18 protein-coding genes and 1 pseudogene are annotated in these 20,641 nt (G+C 69.9%); 14 read left to right on the forward strand and 5 right to left on the reverse strand.

Annotated features, from left to right (window positions below):
• Positions 1-473 (reverse strand): annotated as a pseudogene (locus ACQ754_RS15160) (IS1634 family transposase); the annotation flags it as partial.
• 130 nt (positions 474-603) lie between these two features.
• Between ACQ754_RS15160 and ACQ754_RS15165 the strand changes: the two are divergent.
• From ACQ754_RS15165 to gdhA, 5 genes are read left to right on the forward strand one after another with little or no spacing between them, the layout of a single operon-like run.
• Positions 604-1,113, forward strand: coding sequence for a cbb3-type cytochrome c oxidase subunit I (locus tag ACQ754_RS15165; RefSeq protein ID WP_440997886.1), 510 nt, complete (start codon positions 604-606; stop codon positions 1,111-1,113).
• Positions 1,110-1,727: a cbb3-type cytochrome c oxidase subunit II gene (locus ACQ754_RS15170; protein WP_440997887.1), complete on the forward strand. Its 618-nt coding sequence runs from the start codon at positions 1,110-1,112 to the stop codon at positions 1,725-1,727. Before ACQ754_RS15165 ends, ACQ754_RS15170 begins: the two co-directional genes overlap by 4 nt.
• Positions 1,720-2,304 carry a c-type cytochrome gene (locus ACQ754_RS15175; RefSeq protein WP_440997888.1) on the forward strand — a complete coding sequence of 195 codons (585 nt, stop codon included), beginning with the start codon at positions 1,720-1,722 and terminating at the stop codon, positions 2,302-2,304. Before ACQ754_RS15170 ends, ACQ754_RS15175 begins: the two co-directional genes overlap by 8 nt.
• A 17-nt stretch (positions 2,305-2,321) precedes the next feature.
• Positions 2,322-2,651, forward strand: coding sequence for a carboxymuconolactone decarboxylase family protein (locus tag ACQ754_RS15180; protein WP_440997889.1), 330 nt, complete (start codon positions 2,322-2,324; stop codon positions 2,649-2,651).
• A gap of 58 nt (positions 2,652-2,709) precedes the next feature.
• The gene (gene gdhA / locus ACQ754_RS15185) at positions 2,710-4,062 is read left to right on the forward strand and encodes an NADP-specific glutamate dehydrogenase (protein WP_440997890.1); all 1,353 of its coding nucleotides are present in this window, start codon (positions 2,710-2,712) and stop codon (positions 4,060-4,062) included.
• 35 nt (positions 4,063-4,097) lie between these two features.
• On the opposite strand, the gene ACQ754_RS15190 is transcribed toward gdhA, so the two are convergent.
• On the reverse strand, positions 4,098-4,514 hold the full coding sequence (locus tag ACQ754_RS15190; protein ID WP_440997891.1) for a GreA/GreB family elongation factor: 417 nt from the start codon (positions 4,512-4,514) through the stop codon (positions 4,098-4,100).
• Positions 4,515-5,568: 1,054 nt separating this feature from the next.
• Here ACQ754_RS15190 and ACQ754_RS15195 point away from each other — a divergent pair.
• The 9 genes from ACQ754_RS15195 to ACQ754_RS15235 all read left to right on the forward strand — a co-directional run bounded on the left by ACQ754_RS15195 (position 5,569) and on the right by ACQ754_RS15235 (position 14,591).
• Positions 5,569-6,438: a pirin family protein gene (locus tag ACQ754_RS15195; protein WP_440997892.1), complete on the forward strand. Its 870-nt coding sequence runs from the start codon at positions 5,569-5,571 to the stop codon at positions 6,436-6,438.
• 85 nt (positions 6,439-6,523) lie between these two features.
• A complete protein-coding gene (locus ACQ754_RS15200) occupies positions 6,524-7,120 on the forward strand; it encodes a CoxG family protein (RefSeq protein WP_440997893.1) in 597 nt (198 codons plus the stop codon).
• A gap of 102 nt (positions 7,121-7,222) precedes the next feature.
• Positions 7,223-7,681 (forward strand): (2Fe-2S)-binding protein, encoded by a 459-nt coding sequence (locus ACQ754_RS15205; RefSeq protein ID WP_440997894.1) that lies wholly within the window; start codon positions 7,223-7,225, stop codon positions 7,679-7,681.
• A 13-nt stretch (positions 7,682-7,694) separates the two neighbouring features.
• A complete protein-coding gene (locus ACQ754_RS15210; protein WP_440997895.1) occupies positions 7,695-10,079 on the forward strand; it encodes a xanthine dehydrogenase family protein molybdopterin-binding subunit in 2,385 nt (794 codons plus the stop codon).
• 18 nt (positions 10,080-10,097) lie between these two features.
• On the forward strand, positions 10,098-10,892 hold the full coding sequence (locus ACQ754_RS15215) for an FAD binding domain-containing protein (RefSeq protein WP_440997896.1): 795 nt from the start codon (positions 10,098-10,100) through the stop codon (positions 10,890-10,892).
• Between the two features lie 192 nt (positions 10,893-11,084).
• Positions 11,085-12,014: an AAA family ATPase gene (locus ACQ754_RS15220; protein ID WP_440997897.1), complete on the forward strand. Its 930-nt coding sequence runs from the start codon at positions 11,085-11,087 to the stop codon at positions 12,012-12,014.
• Positions 11,998-13,224 carry a vWA domain-containing protein gene (locus ACQ754_RS15225; protein WP_440997898.1) on the forward strand — a complete coding sequence of 409 codons (1,227 nt, stop codon included), beginning with the start codon at positions 11,998-12,000 and terminating at the stop codon, positions 13,222-13,224. The genes ACQ754_RS15220 and ACQ754_RS15225 overlap by 17 nt, the downstream gene beginning before the upstream one ends.
• Positions 13,181-13,783, forward strand: a complete 603-nt coding sequence (locus ACQ754_RS15230) for a nucleotidyltransferase family protein (protein ID WP_440997899.1) — start codon at positions 13,181-13,183, stop codon at positions 13,781-13,783. Before ACQ754_RS15225 ends, ACQ754_RS15230 begins: the two co-directional genes overlap by 44 nt.
• Positions 13,776-14,591 carry an XdhC family protein gene (locus ACQ754_RS15235; protein ID WP_440997900.1) on the forward strand — a complete coding sequence of 272 codons (816 nt, stop codon included), beginning with the start codon at positions 13,776-13,778 and terminating at the stop codon, positions 14,589-14,591. Before ACQ754_RS15230 ends, ACQ754_RS15235 begins: the two co-directional genes overlap by 8 nt.
• 64 nt (positions 14,592-14,655) lie before the next feature.
• Here the strand turns inward: ACQ754_RS15235 and purL are convergent, their stop codons facing one another.
• From purL to dapA, 3 genes are all read right to left on the reverse strand, one after another.
• Entirely contained in the window at positions 14,656-18,549 is a 3,894-nt protein-coding gene (purL, locus tag ACQ754_RS15240) for a phosphoribosylformylglycinamidine synthase (protein WP_440997901.1), read from the reverse strand.
• A gap of 96 nt (positions 18,550-18,645) precedes the next feature.
• Positions 18,646-19,698 carry an outer membrane protein assembly factor BamC gene (bamC, locus tag ACQ754_RS15245; RefSeq protein ID WP_440997902.1) on the reverse strand — a complete coding sequence of 351 codons (1,053 nt, stop codon included), beginning with the start codon at positions 19,696-19,698 and terminating at the stop codon, positions 18,646-18,648.
• Positions 19,695-20,579: a 4-hydroxy-tetrahydrodipicolinate synthase gene (gene dapA, locus ACQ754_RS15250; protein ID WP_440997903.1), complete on the reverse strand. Its 885-nt coding sequence runs from the start codon at positions 20,577-20,579 to the stop codon at positions 19,695-19,697. Before dapA ends, bamC begins: the two co-directional genes overlap by 4 nt.
• Positions 20,580-20,641: the final 62 nt, after the last annotated feature.

The raw sequence follows: 20,641 nt of genomic DNA on the forward strand, positions 1-20,641 counted from the left end.
TCGAGCGCATCCATGGCGCGCAGCAACTGCTGATGGGTGATGCCCTCGGTGTCCAGCCCGGGCATCACCACGGTCTCGAGCCAGCGCAGCACCCCGAGCTTGCTGTCGGGATCGCACAACCGATTGAACACCATCACCCGCAGCAGCGCCTCGGCATCGAAGTGGTGGCGCCCCGAGCGTAGGGCCCGCCGCAGCCCCTCCTCGAGACCCAGCGCGCGCCACAATTCGGTCAGCGCCCAGGGGCCGCCGACTTCCCGGGCCGCCTCGAACTCCGGGGTGCCGGGCTCGGGCATCTCCCGGCCGGTGAGCCGACGGAGGCTGCGGACCAGGCCCTCGACCTCCGCCTCGCCGAGCTGGTCGGCGCGGCCGAGCTGCGCGATCTGGCGCTGACGGGCACGGCCGTTGTCGTCGCGATACGACTCGACCAGGCGCAGATACGTATGGCCGCCGGAGCGGGAGGCGCGGATATACATGGCTGCACAGTATAACGGTGCAACCACAACGAATAAATAGGAAACGCGTCCTATATTGGCACTACGGCGCGATTCGCAGAATCAGCCCAGAGGCCGCATCACCGCGTCGTCATCGTTAGGACGCCAGGGCGTGAACTGTCGAACTTCGGTCGGCTACACGGCGTCGTCGCTGCAGGGCTCCATGGAGGCACTGCGCTCGGTGAACGCGGTCACGCACTTCACCCATTACACCGTGGGCCACGCGCACCTGGGCTTCTATGGGTTCCTCAGCTTCGTGCTCTTCGGCGCCATCTACTTCATCCTGCCGCGCCTGGCCGACTGGGAGTGGCCATCGGTGCGGTTGATCAGCCTGCACTTCTGGCTCGCCGCCGCGGGGATCACCGTGTACTTCGTATCGATGACGGTGGGCGGCTGGTTGCAGGGGCTGGCGCTGTTGGACGCGGATACCCCATTTATGGATATCGTGCGCCTGACCTTGCCGTATCTGGAGGCGCGCTCGTTGGGCGGCGCGCTGATGACGCTGGGTCATCTGGTCTTCGCCGCCCACTTCTTCCTCGCGCTCAGCCACCAGGGACGGGCGCTGCGGGGGGCGGCGGTATTCCGACCGCGCATACTCGGTGAGCGGGGGGCGACGCCATGAGGAACACCCTCGCCATCATGGCCGGCGCCGCGCTCATCCTCATGCTATCCATGCTCTTCCTCGTGCTGATGCCCTACCTGCAGATCCAGGGCGCGGAGCCCGCCGATGAGCTCCAGCCCTATACCGAGGCGGAGCAGCGCGGGCGCGCCGTCTACATCGCCGAGGGCTGCATCTACTGCCACAGCCAGCAACCGCGCGACGGCGCCTTCTCCGCCGCCGATCGCGAGCGCGGTTGGGGGCGGCCTTCGGTGCCCGCCGACTATGCCTACGACCAGCCGCACCTGCTCGGGACCATGCGCACCGGCCCGGACCTGCTCAACGTCGGCGCGCGGCTGCCGAGCGACGACTGGCACCTGGTGCATCTGTACAACCCCCGCGCGGTCGTGGCGGACAGCATCATGCCGCCGTATCGCTACCTATTCGAGACGGTCGATACGCCAGTGGACGGCGAGCGGGTGGTCTCGCTGCCCGAGGGGCTCGGTCCCTCCGGGGGGCGCGAGGTGGTGGCCACGCGCCGGGCGCTGGACCTCGTCGCCTATCTGCAGGCGCTGGACCGCACCTACCCCACGGCCGCGCTGCCCACTCGCGAGCCGGCGGAGGGCGACCATGAGTGATCGCGCACCCAACGCCCGCGGTCGTGAGCACCCGGAGCCCGAGGAGGGCGATCGGCCGATCCCCGTGTGGGTGTACCAATTGGTCGGCGGGTTGTTCTTGTGGGGCGGTTTCTATCTCGTCGCCCATACCGGCTACCCCCTCAACGCCGGTGATGCCCGAACGCCTTTGCCGGCCGCCGCATCCGAGGCGGGCGAGGTCAGTGGCGCCACCGTGTACAACAGCAACTGCGCCTCCTGCCATCAGGGCAACGGTCAGGGTGTGCCGGGGACCTTTCCGCCGCTGGCGGACAGTGACTGGGTGAGCGCGGGCGACGGCACCCGGGCCGCGGCCATCGTGCTCCGCGGCCTCAACGGGCCCATCGAGGTGCAGGGCACCACCTACGAGGGGCAGATGCCAGCCTTCGCCGGGTCCCTGAGCGATGCCGAGATCGCCGCCGTACTCAGCCACATCCGCCAGAGCTGGGGTAACCACGCGTCGCCGGTCACCACCGCGCGCGTGGCGGAACTGCGCGAGTCCATGGCGGACGCTGAGCCCTGGGATGGTGGTGAGGCCGTGCGCGCCGCCTTCTCGCAGTGACGAACAGGAGCGTCCCAATGACCGATTCCCGCAAGCCGAACCATCGCGCCACCCACACCCCCGATACGGAGACGGCCTGGCGGGCGTTCAGTCGGCAGGTCTTCGCCGACGGGGCGCTGGATGCGCGGACCAAGCAGCTGATCGCGGTGGCGGTGGCCCACGTCACCCAGTGCCCGGACTGCATCGACGGCCATACCCGCGCGGCCAAGCGCGCCGGCGCCGAGCCCGCGGAGCTGATGGAGGCCATCTGGGTGGCCGCCGAGATGCGCGCCGGCGGCGCCGTCGCCCACAGCCGGCATGCCTTCGCGAGCTGGGAGGCGGCGTCGGATTCGCACGGGCGTAAATGATAGTATGCGGGCCACTGATTAGCCCGCGTATTGTTTCTGACAAGGAAGGCCGCCGCGCATGTCCTACGTCCAGGAAACCCTGAGCAACCTCCGGCGCAGCAGCCCGGCGCAGACCGAGTTCTACCAGGCGGCCGAGGAGATCCTGGCGTCGCTGGCGCCGGAGCTCGACAACGACCCGCGCTATGCCCGCCATGGCATCATCGAGCGACTGGTCGAGCCCGAGCGCCAGATCTTCTTTCGGGTGGCGTGGATGGATGACGCCGGCGCGGTGCAGGTCAACAAGGGCTACCGGGTGCAGTTCAACTCCGCGCTTGGTCCCTACAAGGGCGGACTGCGCTTTCACCCGGCCGTCACCGCCAGCGTGATCAAGTTCCTCGGTTTCGAGCAGATCTTCAAGAACGCCCTCACCGGTTTGCCCATCGGCGGCGGCAAGGGCGGCGCCGACTTCGACCCCAAGGGGCGCTCCGACGCCGAGATCATGCGCTTCTGCCAGGCGTTCATGACCGAGCTGCATCGCCACATCGGCGCCACCGTGGACGTACCCGCGGGGGACATTGGGGTCGGCGCCCGGGAGATCGGCTATCTCTACGGCCACTACCGCCGCCTCAGCGGCCGCTACGAGGGGGCGATCACCGGCAAGGGGCTGGACTGGGGCGGTTCGCTCGGTCGCAGGCAGGCGACCGGTTATGGGTGCGCCTACTTCGCGGAGAACATGCTCAATGCCCGGAGCGAGAGCCTGGAGGGCAACGTCTGCCTGGTCTCCGGGGCCGGCAACGTCGCCATCTACACCATCGAGAAGCTCTACCAGCTCGGGGCGATCCCGGTAACCTGTTCGGACTCCGGGGGCGCCGTCCATGACGAGCGCGGCATCGATCTGGCGCTGCTGAAACGGCTGAAGGAGGAGCAACGGCTGCCATTGTCCGAGTACCTGGCCCACCATCCCCAGGCGGAGTACATACCTGCCGAGGACTACCCCGAAGGGGGCCACGCGGTGTGGCGTTATAGCGGCCGCGCCGCTTTCCCGTGCGCCACCCAGAACGAACTCGGCGCTAGTGACGCCGAGGCGTTGCTCGATAGCGGGGTGGTCTGTGTAAGCGAGGGCGCGAATATGCCTAGCACTCGGGAGGCGGTGGATCGCTTCCTTGAGGCCGGGATCGCGTACGGCCCGGGGAAGGCGGCCAACGCTGGCGGCGTGGCCACGAGTCAGCTGGAGATGCAGCAGAATGCCGGTCTCACGCAATGGTCCCTGGACAAGGTCGACGCCCATCTGCAGGCGATCATGGCGGACATATTCCAGCGCTGCCGGACGACCGCCGTCGAGTTCGGCGAGCCCCACAACCTCGCGCGCGGGGCGAATATCGCCGGCTTCCGGCGCGTCGCCAACGCGATGATCGAGCAGGGGCTCTCCTGAGGGTGGCGGCGGGGCGGACGGTCGCCCCGCGCGCCCTACTCGTTGAAGTTCCCCTGCGCCTCCGGCTGATAGAGGATCTCCAGGACCCGGTACTCGGTGGTGGCGCTCGCGGTGACGACCTCCAGGACCTCCCCGACGCGGGCGCCGAACAGCGCGACCCCCAGCGGCGCCAGTACCGATATCTGCTTGGCCTCCGAGTCCGCCCGATGGGGGAATACCAGCGTGCAGTCGAACTCCTTGCCGCTGGACAGGGACGCGATGCGGACGCGGCTGTTCATAGTGACCACGTCCGCCGGGATGGCGTCCGAGGGCGCCTGATCGTAGGCGTAGATCTTGGCGATCAGCTCCGAGAGGGGGTTCGTGGCCACCCGCAGATCCGAATGCCGGGCCACCACCGCCTCCAGACGACGGACGTCGAATTCCGAGAGCAGGGGAATACGTTCACTCACCATTTCATTGTCCTCCACCAATCCACGACGCATTGCTGACGCGGCACGGGGTCGGCGCCAGTCAGGTTGAAAGCAGTACCAGGGAAGGGCGGCCAGGTGGCGATCACGCACACGCACCTGGCCGGACCTACGGCCGGACCGAGCGCACGCTCCTTCTGCGTATTTTCACGGGCCGGTGAGGGAAGAGCATCGCGTTGAATCCCATCGAAGAGCTAGGGGCAGTATAGCCCAGGGGACAGGGTGCCGATAGCGGTGTCAGTGGCGCCCGAGTTCCCATCAGTCGGGGTCGACCAGCAACGTCCGATATCCGAGCGACCGTTGAGCAACACCTTGAGGCGCTGGAGGACATCTACCTCGCCGATCCCAAGCTCGACGCCTCCGTGCGTAGGCGAATCGGCGAGTACCTCCAACACCGCGTTGCCGGCCTGCGAGACCATCACGCTTGCGCCCCGCGTCTGGAAGGAGCGGTTCGCCCACGACCCCCTGACCAGCGATGTCGAACGCGATGGCCATTCATCTCGTTGCCCTGAACCACCGAATCGTGGAGCGGCTGAAGTTCCTCGAGACGATGCAAGCCCACCGGGCGATGGTGCCCCCGACCCACGGGATGCGGCCAACCCACCATCAGCGATAATGAGTTCCCGTAGGCGGCTCCGGAGCTTCCGCTCAAAAACTGCATTCGATACGGGCCAACTGAACGCACATCGATGTGCCCAAGGATCGGCCTATATAGGTGTGTGTCGGCTAACCGGGTACTCGGACTACTTCCAGTTACACTATTCATCAATCATTGAACTTTCTCTGCTCGGAGAGATCTTGGGGCAGGGGGTATAGGAGCCCTGCGGCAGGGCCGCCTTCCGCCCATTCGGGTACGCTTACGTCGTCGAAACGGGTTGTGGTCGAGCGGGTAATGATGGACCGCCTCGTCGATGGAGGCGACTGTGCCTGGAGCGCGAATACTTTGTTGTCGCAAAGGGGATTGGTGGTCGTTACGCCCGGTCCTATCGTGGGGGCATCGATGAAGGCAAGAGGGCGGTCACTCCGCCGGGAGGCAGTGATGGATGAAGAGACGGTGGTATCGGCGGGCTCCGCCGGCCGCCTCGTGGCTCGTCAGGTCCGTGGACTTCCCGCCAGTGACGGTGCGGGGGTGCGGCTGACGCGGATTATCGGCACCCCGTACCTGGATGCTGTCGATCCCTTCCTGATGCTCGACGAGTTCCGGTCGGACGACCCGGGCGACTACATCGCCGGCTTCCCGGAGCACCCTCACCGCGGTTTCGAGACCGTCACCTACATGCTCGCCGGCCGCATGCGCCATGGCGACAACCAGGGCAATAGCGGGGTGCTCGAGCCCGGTGGCCTGCAGTGGATGACGGCGGGCCGGGGCATCGTCCACTCGGAGATGCCCGAGCAGCAGGACGGGCTGATGTGGGGGTTCCAGCTCTGGGTGAATCTCCCGGCGGCCCGGAAGATGGCGGCGCCGCGCTACCAGGATGTGCCCCCGGAGGCGGTGCCCGAGCGAACGCCGGCGCAAGGTGTGCAGGTCCGCGTGCTCGCCGGCGACGCCGCCGACGCCCGCGGGCCGGTGGAGGGTATCGCCGTGGCGCCGCTGATGGTGGATGTGGCCCTGGCGGCTGGTGCCTCCTGGACGCTGCCGGTCCCCGCTGGTCACGCCGGTTTTGTGTACGTCTTCGAGGGTGATGTCCACGTAGGGCCTGCGGCACGGGCAGCGGCGCTCCCCCGGGGTGAGCTCGCCGTGCTCGCCGACGGTGACACCCTCACGTTGACCGCGGACGGCGGCGGTCGCTGCCTGGTGGTGGCCGGGCGGCCCATCGGTGAGCCCGTGGCACGGCATGGTCCCTTCGTCATGAACACCCGGGAGGAGCTCCAACAGGCCTTCGAGGACTACCGCGTCGGGCGTTTCTGAGCGGCTGTTGCAGCGCGTCAGTGCGCGGCCGACGCGGTCGCGTTATGTTTGGGGCCGGATTCGGACAAGCGCGAGGGTGCCGGCCATGGAGATGAACCAGGAGCGCGAGCTCCCCTTCGACCGCCAGACCGTCTGGGATACCCTCAATGACCCGGAGGCGCTTCGCGCCTGTATCCCGGGATGCCAGGGGTTGGAGCAGCTGGAGGCGGATCGCTACGAGGCGGAGGTGCTGACCAAGGTGGGACCGGTGAAGGCCCGCTTTCGGGGTCACGTTTCCATTGAGGATGCCAACCCCCCCGAGGCCTATCGACTGCGCTTCGAAGGCCAGGGGGGCGCCGCGGGCTTTGCCAAGGGGGCGGCCTCGGTGCGCCTCGACGAAATGAACCCGGAGGGCACCCGGCTCGGCTATGCGGTGGAGGCCACCGTGGGCGGCAAGCTCGCCCAGGTGGGTTCGCGTATCGTCAACGGCGCGGCGCGCAAGCTTGCCGACGAGTTCTTCGACAACATGGGCGCCTATCTCCGCGGTGAGCCCGTCGGCGAGCCCGCTCCCGACAAGTCGAAGGGGCAGGGCAAGGCGGCGGCCGGCGCCGCGGAAGGCGGCGGGGAGGGCGCGGAATCCGCCCCGGCCGAGCCATCGAAGAAGAAGGGTGGCTGGCGGTTCTGGCGGCGCGGCCAGGGCTGAGCGCGGCCGCGTTGGCGTGCCGGCGACGGCCGGCTATCTTTACCGGGTATCGAATGACAACCAGGCGGCACCGGGCCGCCGCGGCGAGGAGGAGAGCCGTCGATGGAAGTATCCCTTACGGTCAATGGCCAGGGCGTCACGCGGGAGGTGGATCCGCGGACCACGCTGGTGGATCTGCTGCGTGACCACCTCTCGCTTACCGGCACCCATGTGGGCTGCGATACCGGCCAGTGCGGGGCCTGTACGGTGCATCTGGACGGCCGGGCAGTGAAGGCCTGCAGTGTGCTCGCCGGGCAGGCGGAAGGTGCGGAAGTCACCACCATCGAGGGGCTCGCCCCCGATGGGGAGCTCCACCCCATGCAGGCCGCCTTCCGCGAGTGCCACGGGTTGCAGTGCGGCTTCTGCACACCGGGCATGGTGATGGCCGCCGTCGACCTGGTACGCCGGAACCCTGATCCCGACGAGGCCACCATCCGCGAGCAGCTCGAAGGCAATTACTGCCGCTGCACCGGTTACCACAACATTGTGCGCGCGGTCCGCGAGGCCGCCGGCCGGATGTAAGGAGGAGGCAGCCATGAGCGAATCCGGAATCGGGCAGCCGGTCAAGCGTCGCGAGGACGAGCGCTTCCTCCGGGGCCAGGGCCGCTATACGGACGATCTTCATTTCCCCAACGAGGCGTATGCCTACTTCCTGCGCTCCCCCCATGCCCATGCGCGCATCGGCGGCGTAGACGTCTCCGCGGCGCGCTCGGCGGAGGGCGTGGTGGCGGTGCTCACCGGCGAGGATCTCGCCGCTGATGGCGTGGGCGGCCTGCCCTGTGGCTGGCAGATCACCGATGTGGACGGTAACCCCATGAAGGAGCCGCCCCATCCGCCCCTGGCCCAGGGCAAGGTCCGTTACGTCGGCGATGCGGTCGCGGTGGTGGTCGCCGAGACCTTCTGGCAGGCGAAGGACGCCTCGGAGCTCATCGAGGTGGACTACGAGCCGCTGCCGGCGGTGGCGTCGGCCACGGCGGCCCTGGAGCCGGACGCGCCGAAGGTCCACGACGAGTTCGACGACAACTGCTGCTATGTCTGGGAGCTCGGCGAGGGCGGTGAGGTGGACGCCGCCTTTGACGCCGCCGCGCATACCGTATCCGTGGATCTCACCAACAACCGGATGATCCCCAACGCCATCGAGCCGCGGGCCGCGGTGGCGATGTACAGCCCCGGCGAGGAGCGCTATACGCTGTATACCACCAGCCAGAACCCCCACGTCACCCGGCTGTTGATGAGCGCCTTCGTGCTCCAGATCCCCGAGCACAAGGTGCGGGTGGTGGCCCCGGACGTGGGCGGCGGCTTCGGCTCCAAGATCTTCCACTACGCCGAGGAGGCGGTGCTCACCTGGGCGAGCCCCAAGGTGGGCCGACCGCTGCGCTGGACCGCGGAGCGCTCAGAGTCCTTCGCCACCGATGCCCACGGCCGGGACCATGTCACCCGCGCGGAGATGGCCCTGGACGAGGACGGGCACTTTCAGGCCATGCGGGTGCGTACGACGGCGAACTTGGGGGCCTATCTGTCCACCTTCGCGCCGTCGGTGCCCACCATCCTCTACGCCACATTGCTGGCGGGGCAGTACCGTACCCCGAAGATCCACTGTCGGGTGACCGCCGCGTTTACCCATACCACCCCGGTGGACGCCTATCGGGGCGCGGGACGGCCGGAGGCGACCTATGTGGTGGAGCGCCTGGTGGACGCCTGCGCCCGCCAGCTGGGCATGGACCAGGCGGAGATCCGGCGGCGGAACTTCATCCCCAAGGACGCCTTCCCCTACCAGACGCCGGTGGCGCTGAACTACGACGTCGGCGACTACGAGGCCACCCTGGATGCCGCCATGCAGCTCGCCGACGTGGCGGGCTTCGATCAGCGCCGCGCGGAGGCCCGCTCCCGCGGCCGCTACCGCGGCCTCGGGTATTCCACCTATATCGAGGCCTGCGGGCTGGCCCCGTCCAACATCGCCGGTGCCCTCGGGGCCCGCGCGGGGCTCTACGAGGCCGGCGAGGTGCGCCTGCACCCCACCGGTAAGGTGACGGTGTTCACCGGCTCCCATAGCCATGGCCAGGGCCACGAGACGACCTTCGCCCAGGTGGTGGCCGATCGACTCGGCATCGGCATCGAGGACGTCGAGATCGTCCACGGCGACACCGACCGGGTGCCCTTCGGAATGGGCACGTACGGCTCGCGCTCCCTGGCGGTGGGCGGTACCGCCATCATGCGGGCCCTGGATAAGATCATCGACAAGAGCCGGAAGATCGCCGCGCACATGCTCGAGGTGGACGTGGCGGACGTGGAGCACGACGAGCACGGCACCTTCCGGGTGGCCGGCACTGACCGCACCCTGTCCATCCCGGAGATCGCCTTCTCCGCGTACGTCCCCCACAACTACCCGCTGGAGACCCTGGAGCCGGGGCTGGACGAGACCGCGTTCTACGACCCCACCAATTTCACCTATCCGGCCGGCAGCCACATCTGCGAGGTGGAGGTGGACCCGGAGACCGGGCGCGTGGAGATCGTCAACTTCACTGCGGTGGATGACTTTGGCAACGTCATCAATCCGATGATCGTCGAGGGCCAGGTCCACGGCGGCCTCGCCCAGGGCATCGGCCAGGCGCTGCTGGAGGGCTGTGTCTACGACGAGGCCAGCGGCCAGCTCATCACGGGGACCTACATGGACTACACCATGCCGCGTGCCGACGACCTCCCGAGCTTCCGCGTGGACACCCGCAACACCCCCTGCACGCACAATCCGCTGGGGGTGAAGGGCTGCGGAGAGGCCGGGGCCATCGGTGCCCCGCCGGCGGTGGTGAATGCGGTGATCGACGCCCTGCAGCCGCTGGGGGTGAATGATATCTCCATGCCGCTGACCCCGCTTCGGGTCTGGCAGACCATCCAGCAGGCCGGCGGCAGCCGCGCGGCGTGAGCCTCGGAGGATTGGCACATGTATGCATTCGAATTCCATCGCGCCAGTGATATCGACGACGCGTTGAAGCAGCTGGCGGCCGACGACGAGGCGCAGTTCATCGCCGGCGGCCAGACCCTGCTGCAGAGCCTGCGCCAGCGCCTGGCCATGCCCTCGACCCTGGTAGACCTGGGTGGGCTGACCGAGCTCGCCGGCATCGAGCGCGACGGCGATGAGCTGGATATCGGCGCGCTCTCGCGCCATGCCGAGGTCGCCGCCTCCGCCACCGTGCGTGATGCCGCCCCCGCCCTGGCGGAGCTGGCCGGGGGTATCGGTGACGCCCAGGTGCGCAACATGGGTACCCTCGGCGGCTCCATCGCCAACAACGACCCGGCGGCGGACTACCCCGCGGGCCTGGTGGGCCTCGGTGCCACGGTGGTGACCACCGGCCGGGAGATCGCCGCCGACGACTTCTTCACGGGTATGTTCGAGACCGCCCTGGAGGAGGGGGAGCTGATCCTCGGGGTGCGCTTCCCGGTGCCGAAACGCGCCGGCTACGTGAAGTTCCCGCAGCCGGCATCCCGCTATGTGCTGGTGAGTGTCTTCGTCGCGGAGACCAATGACGGGGTGCGGGTGGCGGTGGCCGGGGCCGGGCCCTGCGTGTTCCGGGTCCCGGAGATGGAGCAGGCCCTGGCCCGGGACTTCCGACCCGAGGCCCTGGACGGCATCCGCGTGGACCCGGGCGGCCTCAACGAGGACCTCCACGCAACCCCCGAGTACCGTGCCCACTTGGTGGGGGTGATCGCCCGGCGGGCCGTGGCGGCGGCGAGGTAGGTCCGGGCGTAATGATCCCCCGTCCGAGTGCCTGCGGCGGGGAGGGGAAGGGGTATCGCGGCCGATCTCCCGGCAGCGGAGACGCTGTGAATACATCCCTGTACGCTCGACGGCGGCCATCCCTGGCCGCCGACGCTCCGCTGCCGGGAGACCGGCCGCGATACCCAACCGGATAACGTCAGCGTATTGAGTATGGCAGAGCATAGCGATCTCCCCAGCTCCATCGACGCCGTGGAGGAGCTCCTCTCGGCCGAGGACTACGTCCCCGACCGCCGCCTGGCGACGGCGGTGTTTCTGGCCCTGCGCCTGCAGCGGCCGCTGTTCCTGGAGGGGGAGTCTGGCACCGGCAAGACGGAGGTCGCGCGGGTCCTTGCCGCCGCCCTGGGCCGGCGGCTGATCCGGCTGCAGTGCTACGAGGGCCTGGACGTGGCGGCGGCGGTCTACGAGTGGAACTACCAGCGCCAGATGGTGGAGATCCGGCTCGCCGAGGCCGGTGGCGTCGTCGACCGGGAGCACTTGGCCGATGACATCTTCGCGGAACGATTCCTTATCCGCCGGCCCCTGCTCCAGGCCCTAGAACCGCAACCGGAAGGGCCGCCGGTGCTCCTCATCGACGAGCTCGACCGCACCGATGAGCCCTTCGAGGCCTTCCTCCTGGAGGTGCTCTCCGAGTACCAGGTCACCATCCCGGAGCTCGGCAGCGTACGTGCCGAGGAACCGCCCATCGTGGTGATCACCTCCAACCGCACCCGCGAGATCCACGACGCGGTCAAGCGCCGTTGCTTCTACCACTGGGTGGACTATCCGGATGCCGCCCGGGAGCTGGCCATCGTGCGCCGTCGGGCCCCCGAGGCCGCGGAGGCGCTCAGCGCCCAGGTGGTGGCCTTCGTCCAGCGCCTGCGGGAGATGCCGTTGTACAAGCTCCCCGGCGTCGCCGAGACCATCGACTGGAGCCAGGCCCTGGCGGCCCTGGACCGGGTGAGCCTGGACCCGTCGGTGGTGGGCGAGACCCTGGGGGCGGTGCTCAAGTACCAGGAGGACCTGGAGCGCCTGGACGCTCGGGAAGTGGAGACGCTGCTGGAGCAGATCAACGCCGAGATCGCCGATGCACGGCACGGCTGAGCCTTCCGGACGGCTGGCGGAGAACATCACCCACTTCGTGCGCCTGCTGCGTGCGGCGGGGTTGCCGGTGGGCCCGGATAGCACCCTGGACGCCATCGAGGCCGCCCGCACCGCGGGTGTCGCCAGCCGTGCCGACCTCCGCGCCGCGCTGGCGGCCGTGCTCGTGCGTCGGCGCAGCGAAGGCCCGATCTTCGATCAGGCCTTCGCGATGTTCTGGCAACACCCCCATCTTGGCCAGCGGGCCCTGCGCCGCCTGGCGGAGCGGGCGGCCGGAGGTGGCGCGAGCCCCCCGAGGCGGCCACCACCACGGCGGCTGGCCGATGCCCTTTCCCCGGAGGCGAGCGAGGGTCCGAGGCAGCGCGAGCACGAGGAGATCGAGGAGCATGCGGGGGTGCATACCTGGTCGGAGCGCGAGCGCCTCCAGCACCGGGACTTCGAGTCCCTGAGCGCCGAGGAGCTGGCGCTGGCCCATCGGCTGATCCGCCGCTTGACCCCGCCAGTGCCGGCGCGACCCACGCGGCGGCTCCAACCCCACCCCCGTGGCGAATACCTGGACCCCCGGGCGAGCCTGCGCGCGAGCCTGCGTGGCGGCGCCCCGGGCATCGACCTGCAGCGCCGACGCCGGCGCCGGCGCGATCCCCCGCTGGTGGTGCTGGTGGACATCTCCGGTTCCATGAGTCAGTACGCGCGGACCTTCCTGCACTTCCTCCATGCCCTGATGCAGCAGCGTGACCGGGTGGAGGTGCTGCTCTTCGGTACCCGGCTGACGCGGGTGACCCGGCTGTTGGCGGCGCGAGACCCGGACGAAGCCCTCGCGTCGGTGGGCCGTAGCGCCCCGGACTGGTCCGGGGGCACGCGGATCGCGGCCATGCTGGGCGCCTTCAACCGCCGCTGGGCCCGACGCCTGCTGGGCCAGGGGGCGGTGGTGGTGCTGCTCACCGACGGCCTGGATCGTGACCCCGAGGACGGGCTGGATCGGGAGGCCGCGCGGCTGGGGCGGCTCGCCCGGCGGCTGATCTGGGTGAATCCGCTGCTCCGTTGGCAGGGCTTCGAGGCGCGGGCCTCGGGGGTGCGGGCGCTGCTGCCCTATGTGGACGAGTTCCGCCCGGTGCACAGCCTGGACAGCCTGGAGCAGCTCGCGCGTGCCCTGGGCGGGGAGTACGGTCGTGGCGAGCGCTCGGATCTGCGCGCTGCTGCTCGCCGGCGGTGAGGGGCGCCGCTTCGGCGGCGACAAGCTCCTCGCCCCCCTTGCCGACGGGACCCCTTTGGCGGTGGCCGCGGCGATGCCGCTGCTCGCCTGTGTCGAACGGGTGATGGCGGTGACCCGCCCCGGCCGAGAGGCCCTGATAAGGGCACTGGAGGCCGCGGGTTGCGAGGTGGTGGTCACCGATGCATGTGCGGAGGGCATGGGGGCGAGCATCGCCGCCGGGGTGGCGGCGAGTCCGGACGCGGACGGCTGGCTGATCCTGCCGGCGGACATGCCAGCGGTGCGGCCGTCGAGCGTGGCGGCGGTGGTCGCAGCCCTGGCGCGTGGTAGCCTCGTGGCAAGACCGGAGTACAAGGGACGCGGCGGCCATCCGGTGGGCTTCGCTGCTTCGCTGCGCGCCGAGCTCTCCGTGCTCGGCGGCGATGTGGGGGCCCGTTGGGTCGTGGAGCGCCACCGCCGTGACCTGGGCCGGCTACCGGTGGATGACCCGGGGGTGCTCCTGGACGTGGATACGCCGGCGGACCTGGAACGGCTCGCCGGGGGAGGGAAGCAAGGTGAGTGACGACTGGCTGGAGACCTTGAGAGACCTGCGCGAGCGCGGGGTGGGCCACGCCCTGGCCACGGTGATCGAGACCATCGGCAGCGCGTCGGCGAAGACCGGCTCCAAGGCCGTGATCGATGGCGAGGGCCGGCTCCTGCATGGGTGGGTGGGCGGCGGTTGCGCCGAGTCCACGGTCTGCCAGCAGGCGGTGGCCGCCCTACGCGAGGGCGAGGGCCGGGTGGTGGAGATCGACCTGGACGATGAGGTGTTGGGCGTGGGTATGCCCTGTGGCGGGCACATGCGGGTCTTCGTGGAGCCGGTGCTGCGGCGGCCCGGTCTGTGGGTCGTCGGCCACGGCCGGGTGGCGGAGACCCTCTGCGAGCTCGGTGATCGCCTGGGCCTTGCCGTACGGGTCAGCGACGCCCAGGCGAGCCGCGAGCGTTTCCCGGCGGCGCTGGAGCGGATCATCGATGACCCCGGCTACGAGCGGTTGCGACCGGAGCCGGGCGACTTCGTGGTGATCGCCACTCAGCACAAGGGCGACCATCTCTCCCTGGACCGGGTATTGGCCTCGGAGGCGGGCTATATCGCCCTCATTGCCAGCCGCAAGCGCGCCGGACTGGTGATGGACTACCTCCGCGAGCGCGGCCGTGGCGAGGCGGATTTGGCCCGGGTGCGTTCGCCGGCGGGCCTGGATATCGGCGCCCGCACCCCCGAGGAGATCGCCCTCAGTGTGATCGCCGAGATCGTTCAGCATCGCCGTGGCGGAAGCGGCCGCCCCATGGCCGGCGCGGAGGCGGTCGGACAGGGCAGGGACGAACCCGCGTAGGGGCGCGCCCTGCCCGCGAGAGGCGAGCCCCGTTCGCCGGCAGGGCCGGCCCTACGGGTGGGTGTCACCCCAGTGCCCGGCGCGCGTTGCGGAACAGCCGCATCCAGGGGCCGTCCTCGCCCCAGCTCGTCGGGCGCCAGGAGTGCTGGACGCTGCGAAAGACCCGCTCCGGGTGGGGCATCATGATGGTCACCCGGCCGTCGCGGCTGGTGAAGCCCGTCAGCCCCAGGGCCGATCCGTTGGGATTGGACGGGTAGCGCTCGGTGACCTCGCCGTGATTGTCCACGTAGCGCAGGCCCGCGAGGCCGGCGCTCAGCACCTTGCGCGGCCCCGATTCCGGCTCGTAGACGGCACGACCCTCGCCGTGGGCGACCGCGATGGGTAGCCGCGAGCCGCTCATCCCGGCGAGTAGCAGTGACGGCGAGTCCAGCACCTCCACCAGGGAGAGCCGGGCCTCGTACTGCTCGGAGCGGTTGCGGACGAACCGGGGCCAGAGCTCGCTGCCGGGGATCAGCTCGCGTAGGCCCGCAAGCATCTGGCAGCCGTTGCAGACGCCGAGGCTCAGGGTGTCCGGCCGATCGAAGAAGCCGGCGAAGGCGTCCCGCAGGCGGGGGTTGAACAGCACCGACTTCGCCCAGCCGCCCCCGGCACCGAGGACGTCGCCATAGGAGAAGCCGCCGCAGGCGGCGAGCATCCGGAACGCGGAGAGCTCGCGGCGGCCGGCAGCGAGGTCGCTCATGTGCACGTCCACTGCCTCGAAGCCGGCCCGGTCGAGGGCCGCCGCCATCTCCGAGTGGCTGTTCACCCCCTGCTCGCGCAGCACCGCCGCCCGCGGCCGGGCACCCGTGCCGATGAACGGCGCGGCCACGTCCTCGGCGGGGTCGAAGGACAGGCTCGCCTGCAGACCTGGGTCCGCATCGTGGTCCACCGTGGCCAGGGCCTCGTCCGCGCAGTCCGGGTCATCGCGCAGGCGCTGGATCTGATGGCTGGTCTCCCGCCAGGTGCGCTCCAGCGCCGCCCGGGACTCGTCGAGGAGCACCGTCTCTCCGGCGCTAATGCGGATACGCTGGTCGTCACGCAAGGCGCCGACGCGATGACAGTGGCGGCCCAGGCCGGCCTCGTGGAAGGCCGCCTCCACAGCGGCGAGCTCGGTCTCCGCTACCTGTAGCACGGCGCCGAGCTCCTCGCTGAACAGCAGCGCCAGGGGATCGGCCGCTGATGGCAGGACGAGCTCGACGCCGGTTCGCCCGGCGAAGGCCATTTCGGCGACGGTGGCAAACAAACCGCCGTCGGAGCGGTCGTGATAGGCGAGGATCCGGCCCTCGCGCAACAGCCCTTGGATGACAGTGAAGAACGCCGCCAGCGCACGGGGATCGTCCAGGTCCGGGGTATCGTCTCCGATCTGCCGGTATACCTGGGCCAGTGCCGAGCCGCCCAATCGGTTGTGCCCCTTGCCGAGATCCACTAGCAGCAGCGCGCTCTCGTCGTGGCCGCGATCCAGCTGGGGGGTGAGGGTGAGGCGGGCGTCGTCCACCGGGGCGAAGGCGGAGACCACCAGGGTGAGGGGGGCGGTCACCGAGCGGGTCCTGCCGGCCTCCTCCCAGACCGTGCGCATGGACAGGGAGTCCTTGCCCACCGGAATGGCCACCTCCAGCTCCCGGCACAGCCGGGATACCGCCTGCACGGTATCATACAGGCGGGCGTCCTCGCCGGGATGGCCGGCGGCGGCCATCCAGTTGGCGGAGAGGTTGACCCGGCGCAGGGCCCCTACCGGCGCCGCTGCCAGGTTGGTCAGCGCCTCCCCCACCGCCATGCGCCCGGACGCAGGCGCATCGAGGACCGCCACCGGCGGCCGCTCGCCCATCGCCATGGCCTCGCCGGTGTAGCCCTCGTAGTCCGCCAGGGTGACCGCGACGTCCGACACCGGCACCTGCCAGGGGCCGACCATCGGGTCCCGGGCCACCAGGCCGGTGACGCTGCGGTCGCCGATGGTGATGAGGAACTCCTTGGAGGCCACCGCCGGGAGCTGTAGTACCCGTCGGGCGGCCTCTGCCGGGTCCACCCCGTCGAGTGCGAGCGGCGGTTTGGCGAAGGGGTGGTGGTGGACATCGCGGAGCATCTTCGGCGGCTTGCCGAGCAGCAGCTCCATGGGGATGTTCACCGGCGTGTTGTCGAAGTAGCCGTCGCCCACCACGAGATCGGCCTCGTCGGTGGCCTCGCCGACCACCGCGTAGGGGGCGCGCTCGCGCTCGCAGATGGCCTCGAAGGCCGCTAGGCGTTCCGGGGCCAGGGCCAGGACGTAGCGCTCCTGGGCCTCGTTGGACCAGATCTCCATGGGCGACATGCCGGGCTCGTCGTTGGGTACGGTGCGCAGCTCGATGCGCCCGCCGCGGCCGGAGTCGTCGAGCAGCTCCGGCAGTGCGTTGGACAGCCCGCCGGCGCCGACGTCGTGGATGGCGACGACGGGGTTGTCCGGACCCAGGGCCCAGCAGGCGTCGATGACCTGTTGGCAGCGCCGTTCCACCTCGGGGTTGCTGCGTTGCACGGAGGCGAAGTCCAGCGCCTCGTCGCTCTCGCCGCTGGCCACCGAGGAGGCGGCACCCCCGCCGAGGCCGATGAGCATGGCGGGACCGCCGAGGACCACCACCGGTGCCCCTGCCGGCGCGCGTCCCTTGTGCACCTGGGACTCGCGGATGTTGCCCATGCCGCCGGCGATCATTACCGGCTTATGGTAGCCGCGGGTTTCCTCGCCTTGAGGCCCCGGGACGCGCTGCTCGAAGGTGCGGAAATAGCCGGCCAGCTGCGGCCGGCCGAACTCGTTCGCATAGCCGGCGGCCCCAACGGGGCCGTCGATCATGATCGACAGTGCCGAGGCGATCCGGGCGGGACGCCCGTGGCCGTCCTCCCACGGGCGAGGGGCGTCCGGCAGATGCAGATTGGAGACGGTGAAGCCGGCCAGCCCCGCCTTGGGCCGGGCACCACGGCCGGTGGCTCCCTCGTCGCGGATCTCGCCACCCACACCGGTGGCCGCGCCGGCGCTTGGGGAGATCGCGGTGGGGTGGTTGTGGGTCTCCACCTTCATGACCAGGTGCGCGGGCTCCTCGCGCCGGGTGTAGACGCCGGTCTCCGGGTCGGCGAACCAGAGCCCGGCGGGATGCCCCTCGGCGACCGCCGCGTTGTCGCGGTAGGCGGAGAGGACCCCCTCGGGGCGATGCGCGTGGGTCTCGCGGATCATGGCGAACAGCGAGCCCTCGCGGCGCTTGCCGTCGATGATCCAGTCGGCGTTGAAGATCTTGTGCCGGCAGTGCTCCGAGTTCGCCTGGGCGAACATCATGAGCTCCATGTCCGTGGGGTTACGGCCGAGCTCGCCGTAGCTGTCCAGGAGGTAGTCGATCTCGTCGTCCGCCAGCGCGAGACCGAGTTCCGCGTCCGCGCGCGTCAGTGCGTCCCGTCCGCCACCGAGGACATCCACCACCGCCACTGGACGCGGTTCGTGGCGCAGGAACAGTGCCTCCGCGTCCGCGGCATCGTCGAGCACGGACTCGGTCATGCGGTCGTGGAGCAGCGGCAGGATGCGCGCGCGTTCCGCGGCAGTAAGCGGCCCGTCGCCGTCCAGTGTCAGCGCCCATAGCACGCCGCGCTCGATGCGTCGCACCGCGGTGAGGCCGCAGTTGTGGGCGATGTCCGTGGCCTTGCTCGCCCAGGGGGAGATGGTGCCGATCCGCGGCACCACCACCAGCTGCTCGCCGGCGGGGAGGGGGACGTCGGCGCGCTCGCCGTAATCGAGCAGGGCCTCGAGCACCCGTCGCTGGGGCTCGCCGAGGGCGGTCTCGGTGTCCACGAAATGGACATAGTGGGCGCCGGCTGCGTTCAAACGGGGCACGACGGCGCGGAATGCGGATGCCAGCCGTTGGAGACGGAACGCGGAGAAGGCGGGGTTACCGGGGATTTGCAACATCGATGCGCAGAGCTCCTCGTGCAGGATTACGCCCGGCGGAGCGGGCCCTGCGGCCGCGCCCCCGGGCGTGCTGCGGGGGGCGGGGGCGCCCGTGGATCAGCGCAGCTGTTCCGCGAGCAGCCCGAGCATGCGGGTGACCAGTTCCTCGTCCGGCGCCTCGCCGTCCTCTTCACCGGGAAGCACGCGCACGCGGGTACCGGCCTCGGCCTGATCGAGCACCAGTCGATAGGTGCGGATGGTATCCGGAACCGGCTCGTCCCGCCAGAATGCGAAGGACGCGAGCCAGCCCTCCTCGGGGGGCTCGGCGCCGGTCTCCGCCATGGTGTCATAGCGGACGTAGTACACGCCGGCGCTGCGGTCACGGTCGTCCACGGTGAAGCCGGCGCGGTCCAGGGCGAGCCCCACCCGACGCCAGGCATCGAAACGGTCGCTGTCCAGGACCAACTGTGGCTCGCCGCCGAAGCGCTGTACCTCCGCCTGGATCTCGCCGGCGCTGGCGGCGGCTACCGCCTCGTGGCTGCGCTCCTGCTCGTAGCCGAGGAACACCAGCATGCCACGCAGCAGCTCCGCCTCCAGGTACGGATCGTTGCCGATCAGGCGCCAGCCCTCCGCCTTTCGGGCCACACGGCGGTGCGCGACGAACACCTCGGCGCTGCCGTCGTCGCGCCCTGGCTCCACGCGAATGAGGTAGCGGTCCGCCACCGTGGCCTCGTCGGGTCCTGCCACCCGGGGCGCGAACACGCCACCGCTGAGGGGGCGGTTGGTGTACAGCCACTCCGTCTCGGCGATGCCCAGGGCGGGCCGCCGCCGCTCCAGGCGCACCCCCTGGCGGTCGACGAAATCGTCGATCCAGCCCCAGACCTCCTGCGGCGAGGCATCCACCTCCAGCCAGCGATCGTCCCCCGCGCGGCGCACGGACACCGATCCGGGCTGGGGCAACACCGGCTCGCCGGTGAGGGGATCCCCGCCTCGCGCCGATACCGAGCCCGGGATGGCCATCAGGCCCTCGGTGCGGTCCCGCGTAAGGTCCGGGGGGAGCTTGAGCTGCTCGATGCGCGGGCTCGAGTCGGTATCCCCACTGAACCAGCTGCAGCCGGAAAGCATGCCCGCCAGGGCGGCCATGGCGAGGTAGGTGAAGGGGCGTTTCATGTCTTTCCCAGGCAGCCCGCGAGCTTCATGGCCTGCAGCACGGTCTCGTGGTGCTGCTCGGACAACGGGGTCAACGGCAGCCGGATGCAGGGGCCGATGAGCCCCATCTGCTCGGCGGCCCACTTGACCGGAATGGGGTTGGTCTCGACGAACAGCGCCTTGTGCAGCGCCGCCAGCCGCGCATCGATCCGCTCCGCCTCCTCGCGGTCGCCGTCGAGGGCGGCGGTGCACATCTCGTGCATCTGCCGCGGGGCGACGTTGGCGGTCACCGAAATGGAGCCCTTGGCACCGACCAGCATCAGCGCGAGGTTCTTGGCGTCCTCGCCGCAGAAGACGTCGATGCGATCGCCGCAGCGCTCCACCAGGTCCTCGGCGCGCTCGACGCTGCCGGTGGCCTCCTTGATGCCGACGATGTTGGAGATGTCGGCGAGCCGGTCCACGGTGTCGGGGAGGATGTCGCAGGCGGTGCGGCCGGGTACATTGTAGATGAGTTGGGGCAGCGGCACGGATTCCGCCACGGTGCGGAAGTGCTGGTATAGCCCCTCCTGAGTGGGCTTGTTGTAGTACGGCGTCACCAGCAGGGCGGCGTCGCAGCCCCCCTCCATCGCGCAGCGGGTGAGCTTCACCGCCTCCCAAGTGGAGTTGGCGCCGGTGCCGCCGATCACCGCGGTGCGCCCCCGCGCCATCTCCACGACGCGGCGCATCACATAGCAATGCTCGTCATAGTCGAGGGTGGCGGACTCGCCGGTGGTGCCCACGGCCACGATGGCGTCGGTCCCGTTCTCGACGTGGAATTCGACGAGTCGCTCCAGGGCCGGCTCGTCCAGCGAGCCGTCTTCGTGCATCGGGGTTACCAATGCGACCATGCTGCCGCGGAACATCGCAACGACCTCCCAACCGGGCCTCGACCAAAGCCCGCATAGTAGCGACGGCGCCCGGGTGT

The sequence above is a fragment of the Arhodomonas sp. SL1 genome, assembly GCF_052060015.1.
In the GTDB taxonomy this organism is placed as follows: Bacteria; Pseudomonadota; Gammaproteobacteria; order Nitrococcales; family Nitrococcaceae; genus Arhodomonas.

What these genes read in the sequence shown, in the direction of transcription:
- ACQ754_RS15170 (WP_440997887.1), top strand. Translation starts at nt 1,110, where the DNA reads ATGAGGAACACCCTCGCCATCATGGCCGGCGCCGCGCTCATCCTCATG.
- ACQ754_RS15175 (WP_440997888.1), top strand. Translation starts at nt 1,720, where the DNA reads ATGAGTGATCGCGCACCCAACGCCCGCGGTCGTGAGCACCCGGAGCCC.
- ACQ754_RS15180 (WP_440997889.1), top strand. Translation starts at nt 2,322, where the DNA reads ATGACCGATTCCCGCAAGCCGAACCATCGCGCCACCCACACCCCCGAT.
- gdhA (WP_440997890.1), top strand. Translation starts at nt 2,710, where the DNA reads ATGTCCTACGTCCAGGAAACCCTGAGCAACCTCCGGCGCAGCAGCCCG.
- ACQ754_RS15190 (WP_440997891.1), bottom strand. Translation starts at nt 4,514, where the DNA reads ATGGTGAGTGAACGTATTCCCCTGCTCTCGGAATTCGACGTCCGTCGT.
- ACQ754_RS15195 (WP_440997892.1), top strand. Translation starts at nt 5,569, where the DNA reads ATGGATGAAGAGACGGTGGTATCGGCGGGCTCCGCCGGCCGCCTCGTG.
- ACQ754_RS15200 (WP_440997893.1), top strand. Translation starts at nt 6,524, where the DNA reads ATGGAGATGAACCAGGAGCGCGAGCTCCCCTTCGACCGCCAGACCGTC.
- ACQ754_RS15205 (WP_440997894.1), top strand. Translation starts at nt 7,223, where the DNA reads ATGGAAGTATCCCTTACGGTCAATGGCCAGGGCGTCACGCGGGAGGTG.
- ACQ754_RS15210 (WP_440997895.1), top strand. Translation starts at nt 7,695, where the DNA reads ATGAGCGAATCCGGAATCGGGCAGCCGGTCAAGCGTCGCGAGGACGAG.
- ACQ754_RS15215 (WP_440997896.1), top strand. Translation starts at nt 10,098, where the DNA reads ATGTATGCATTCGAATTCCATCGCGCCAGTGATATCGACGACGCGTTG.
- ACQ754_RS15220 (WP_440997897.1), top strand. Translation starts at nt 11,085, where the DNA reads ATGGCAGAGCATAGCGATCTCCCCAGCTCCATCGACGCCGTGGAGGAG.
- ACQ754_RS15225 (WP_440997898.1), top strand. Translation starts at nt 11,998, where the DNA reads ATGCACGGCACGGCTGAGCCTTCCGGACGGCTGGCGGAGAACATCACC.
- purL (WP_440997901.1), bottom strand. Translation starts at nt 18,549, where the DNA reads ATGTTGCAAATCCCCGGTAACCCCGCCTTCTCCGCGTTCCGTCTCCAA.
- bamC (WP_440997902.1), bottom strand. Translation starts at nt 19,698, where the DNA reads ATGAAACGCCCCTTCACCTACCTCGCCATGGCCGCCCTGGCGGGCATG.
- dapA (WP_440997903.1), bottom strand. Translation starts at nt 20,579, where the DNA reads ATGTTCCGCGGCAGCATGGTCGCATTGGTAACCCCGATGCACGAAGAC.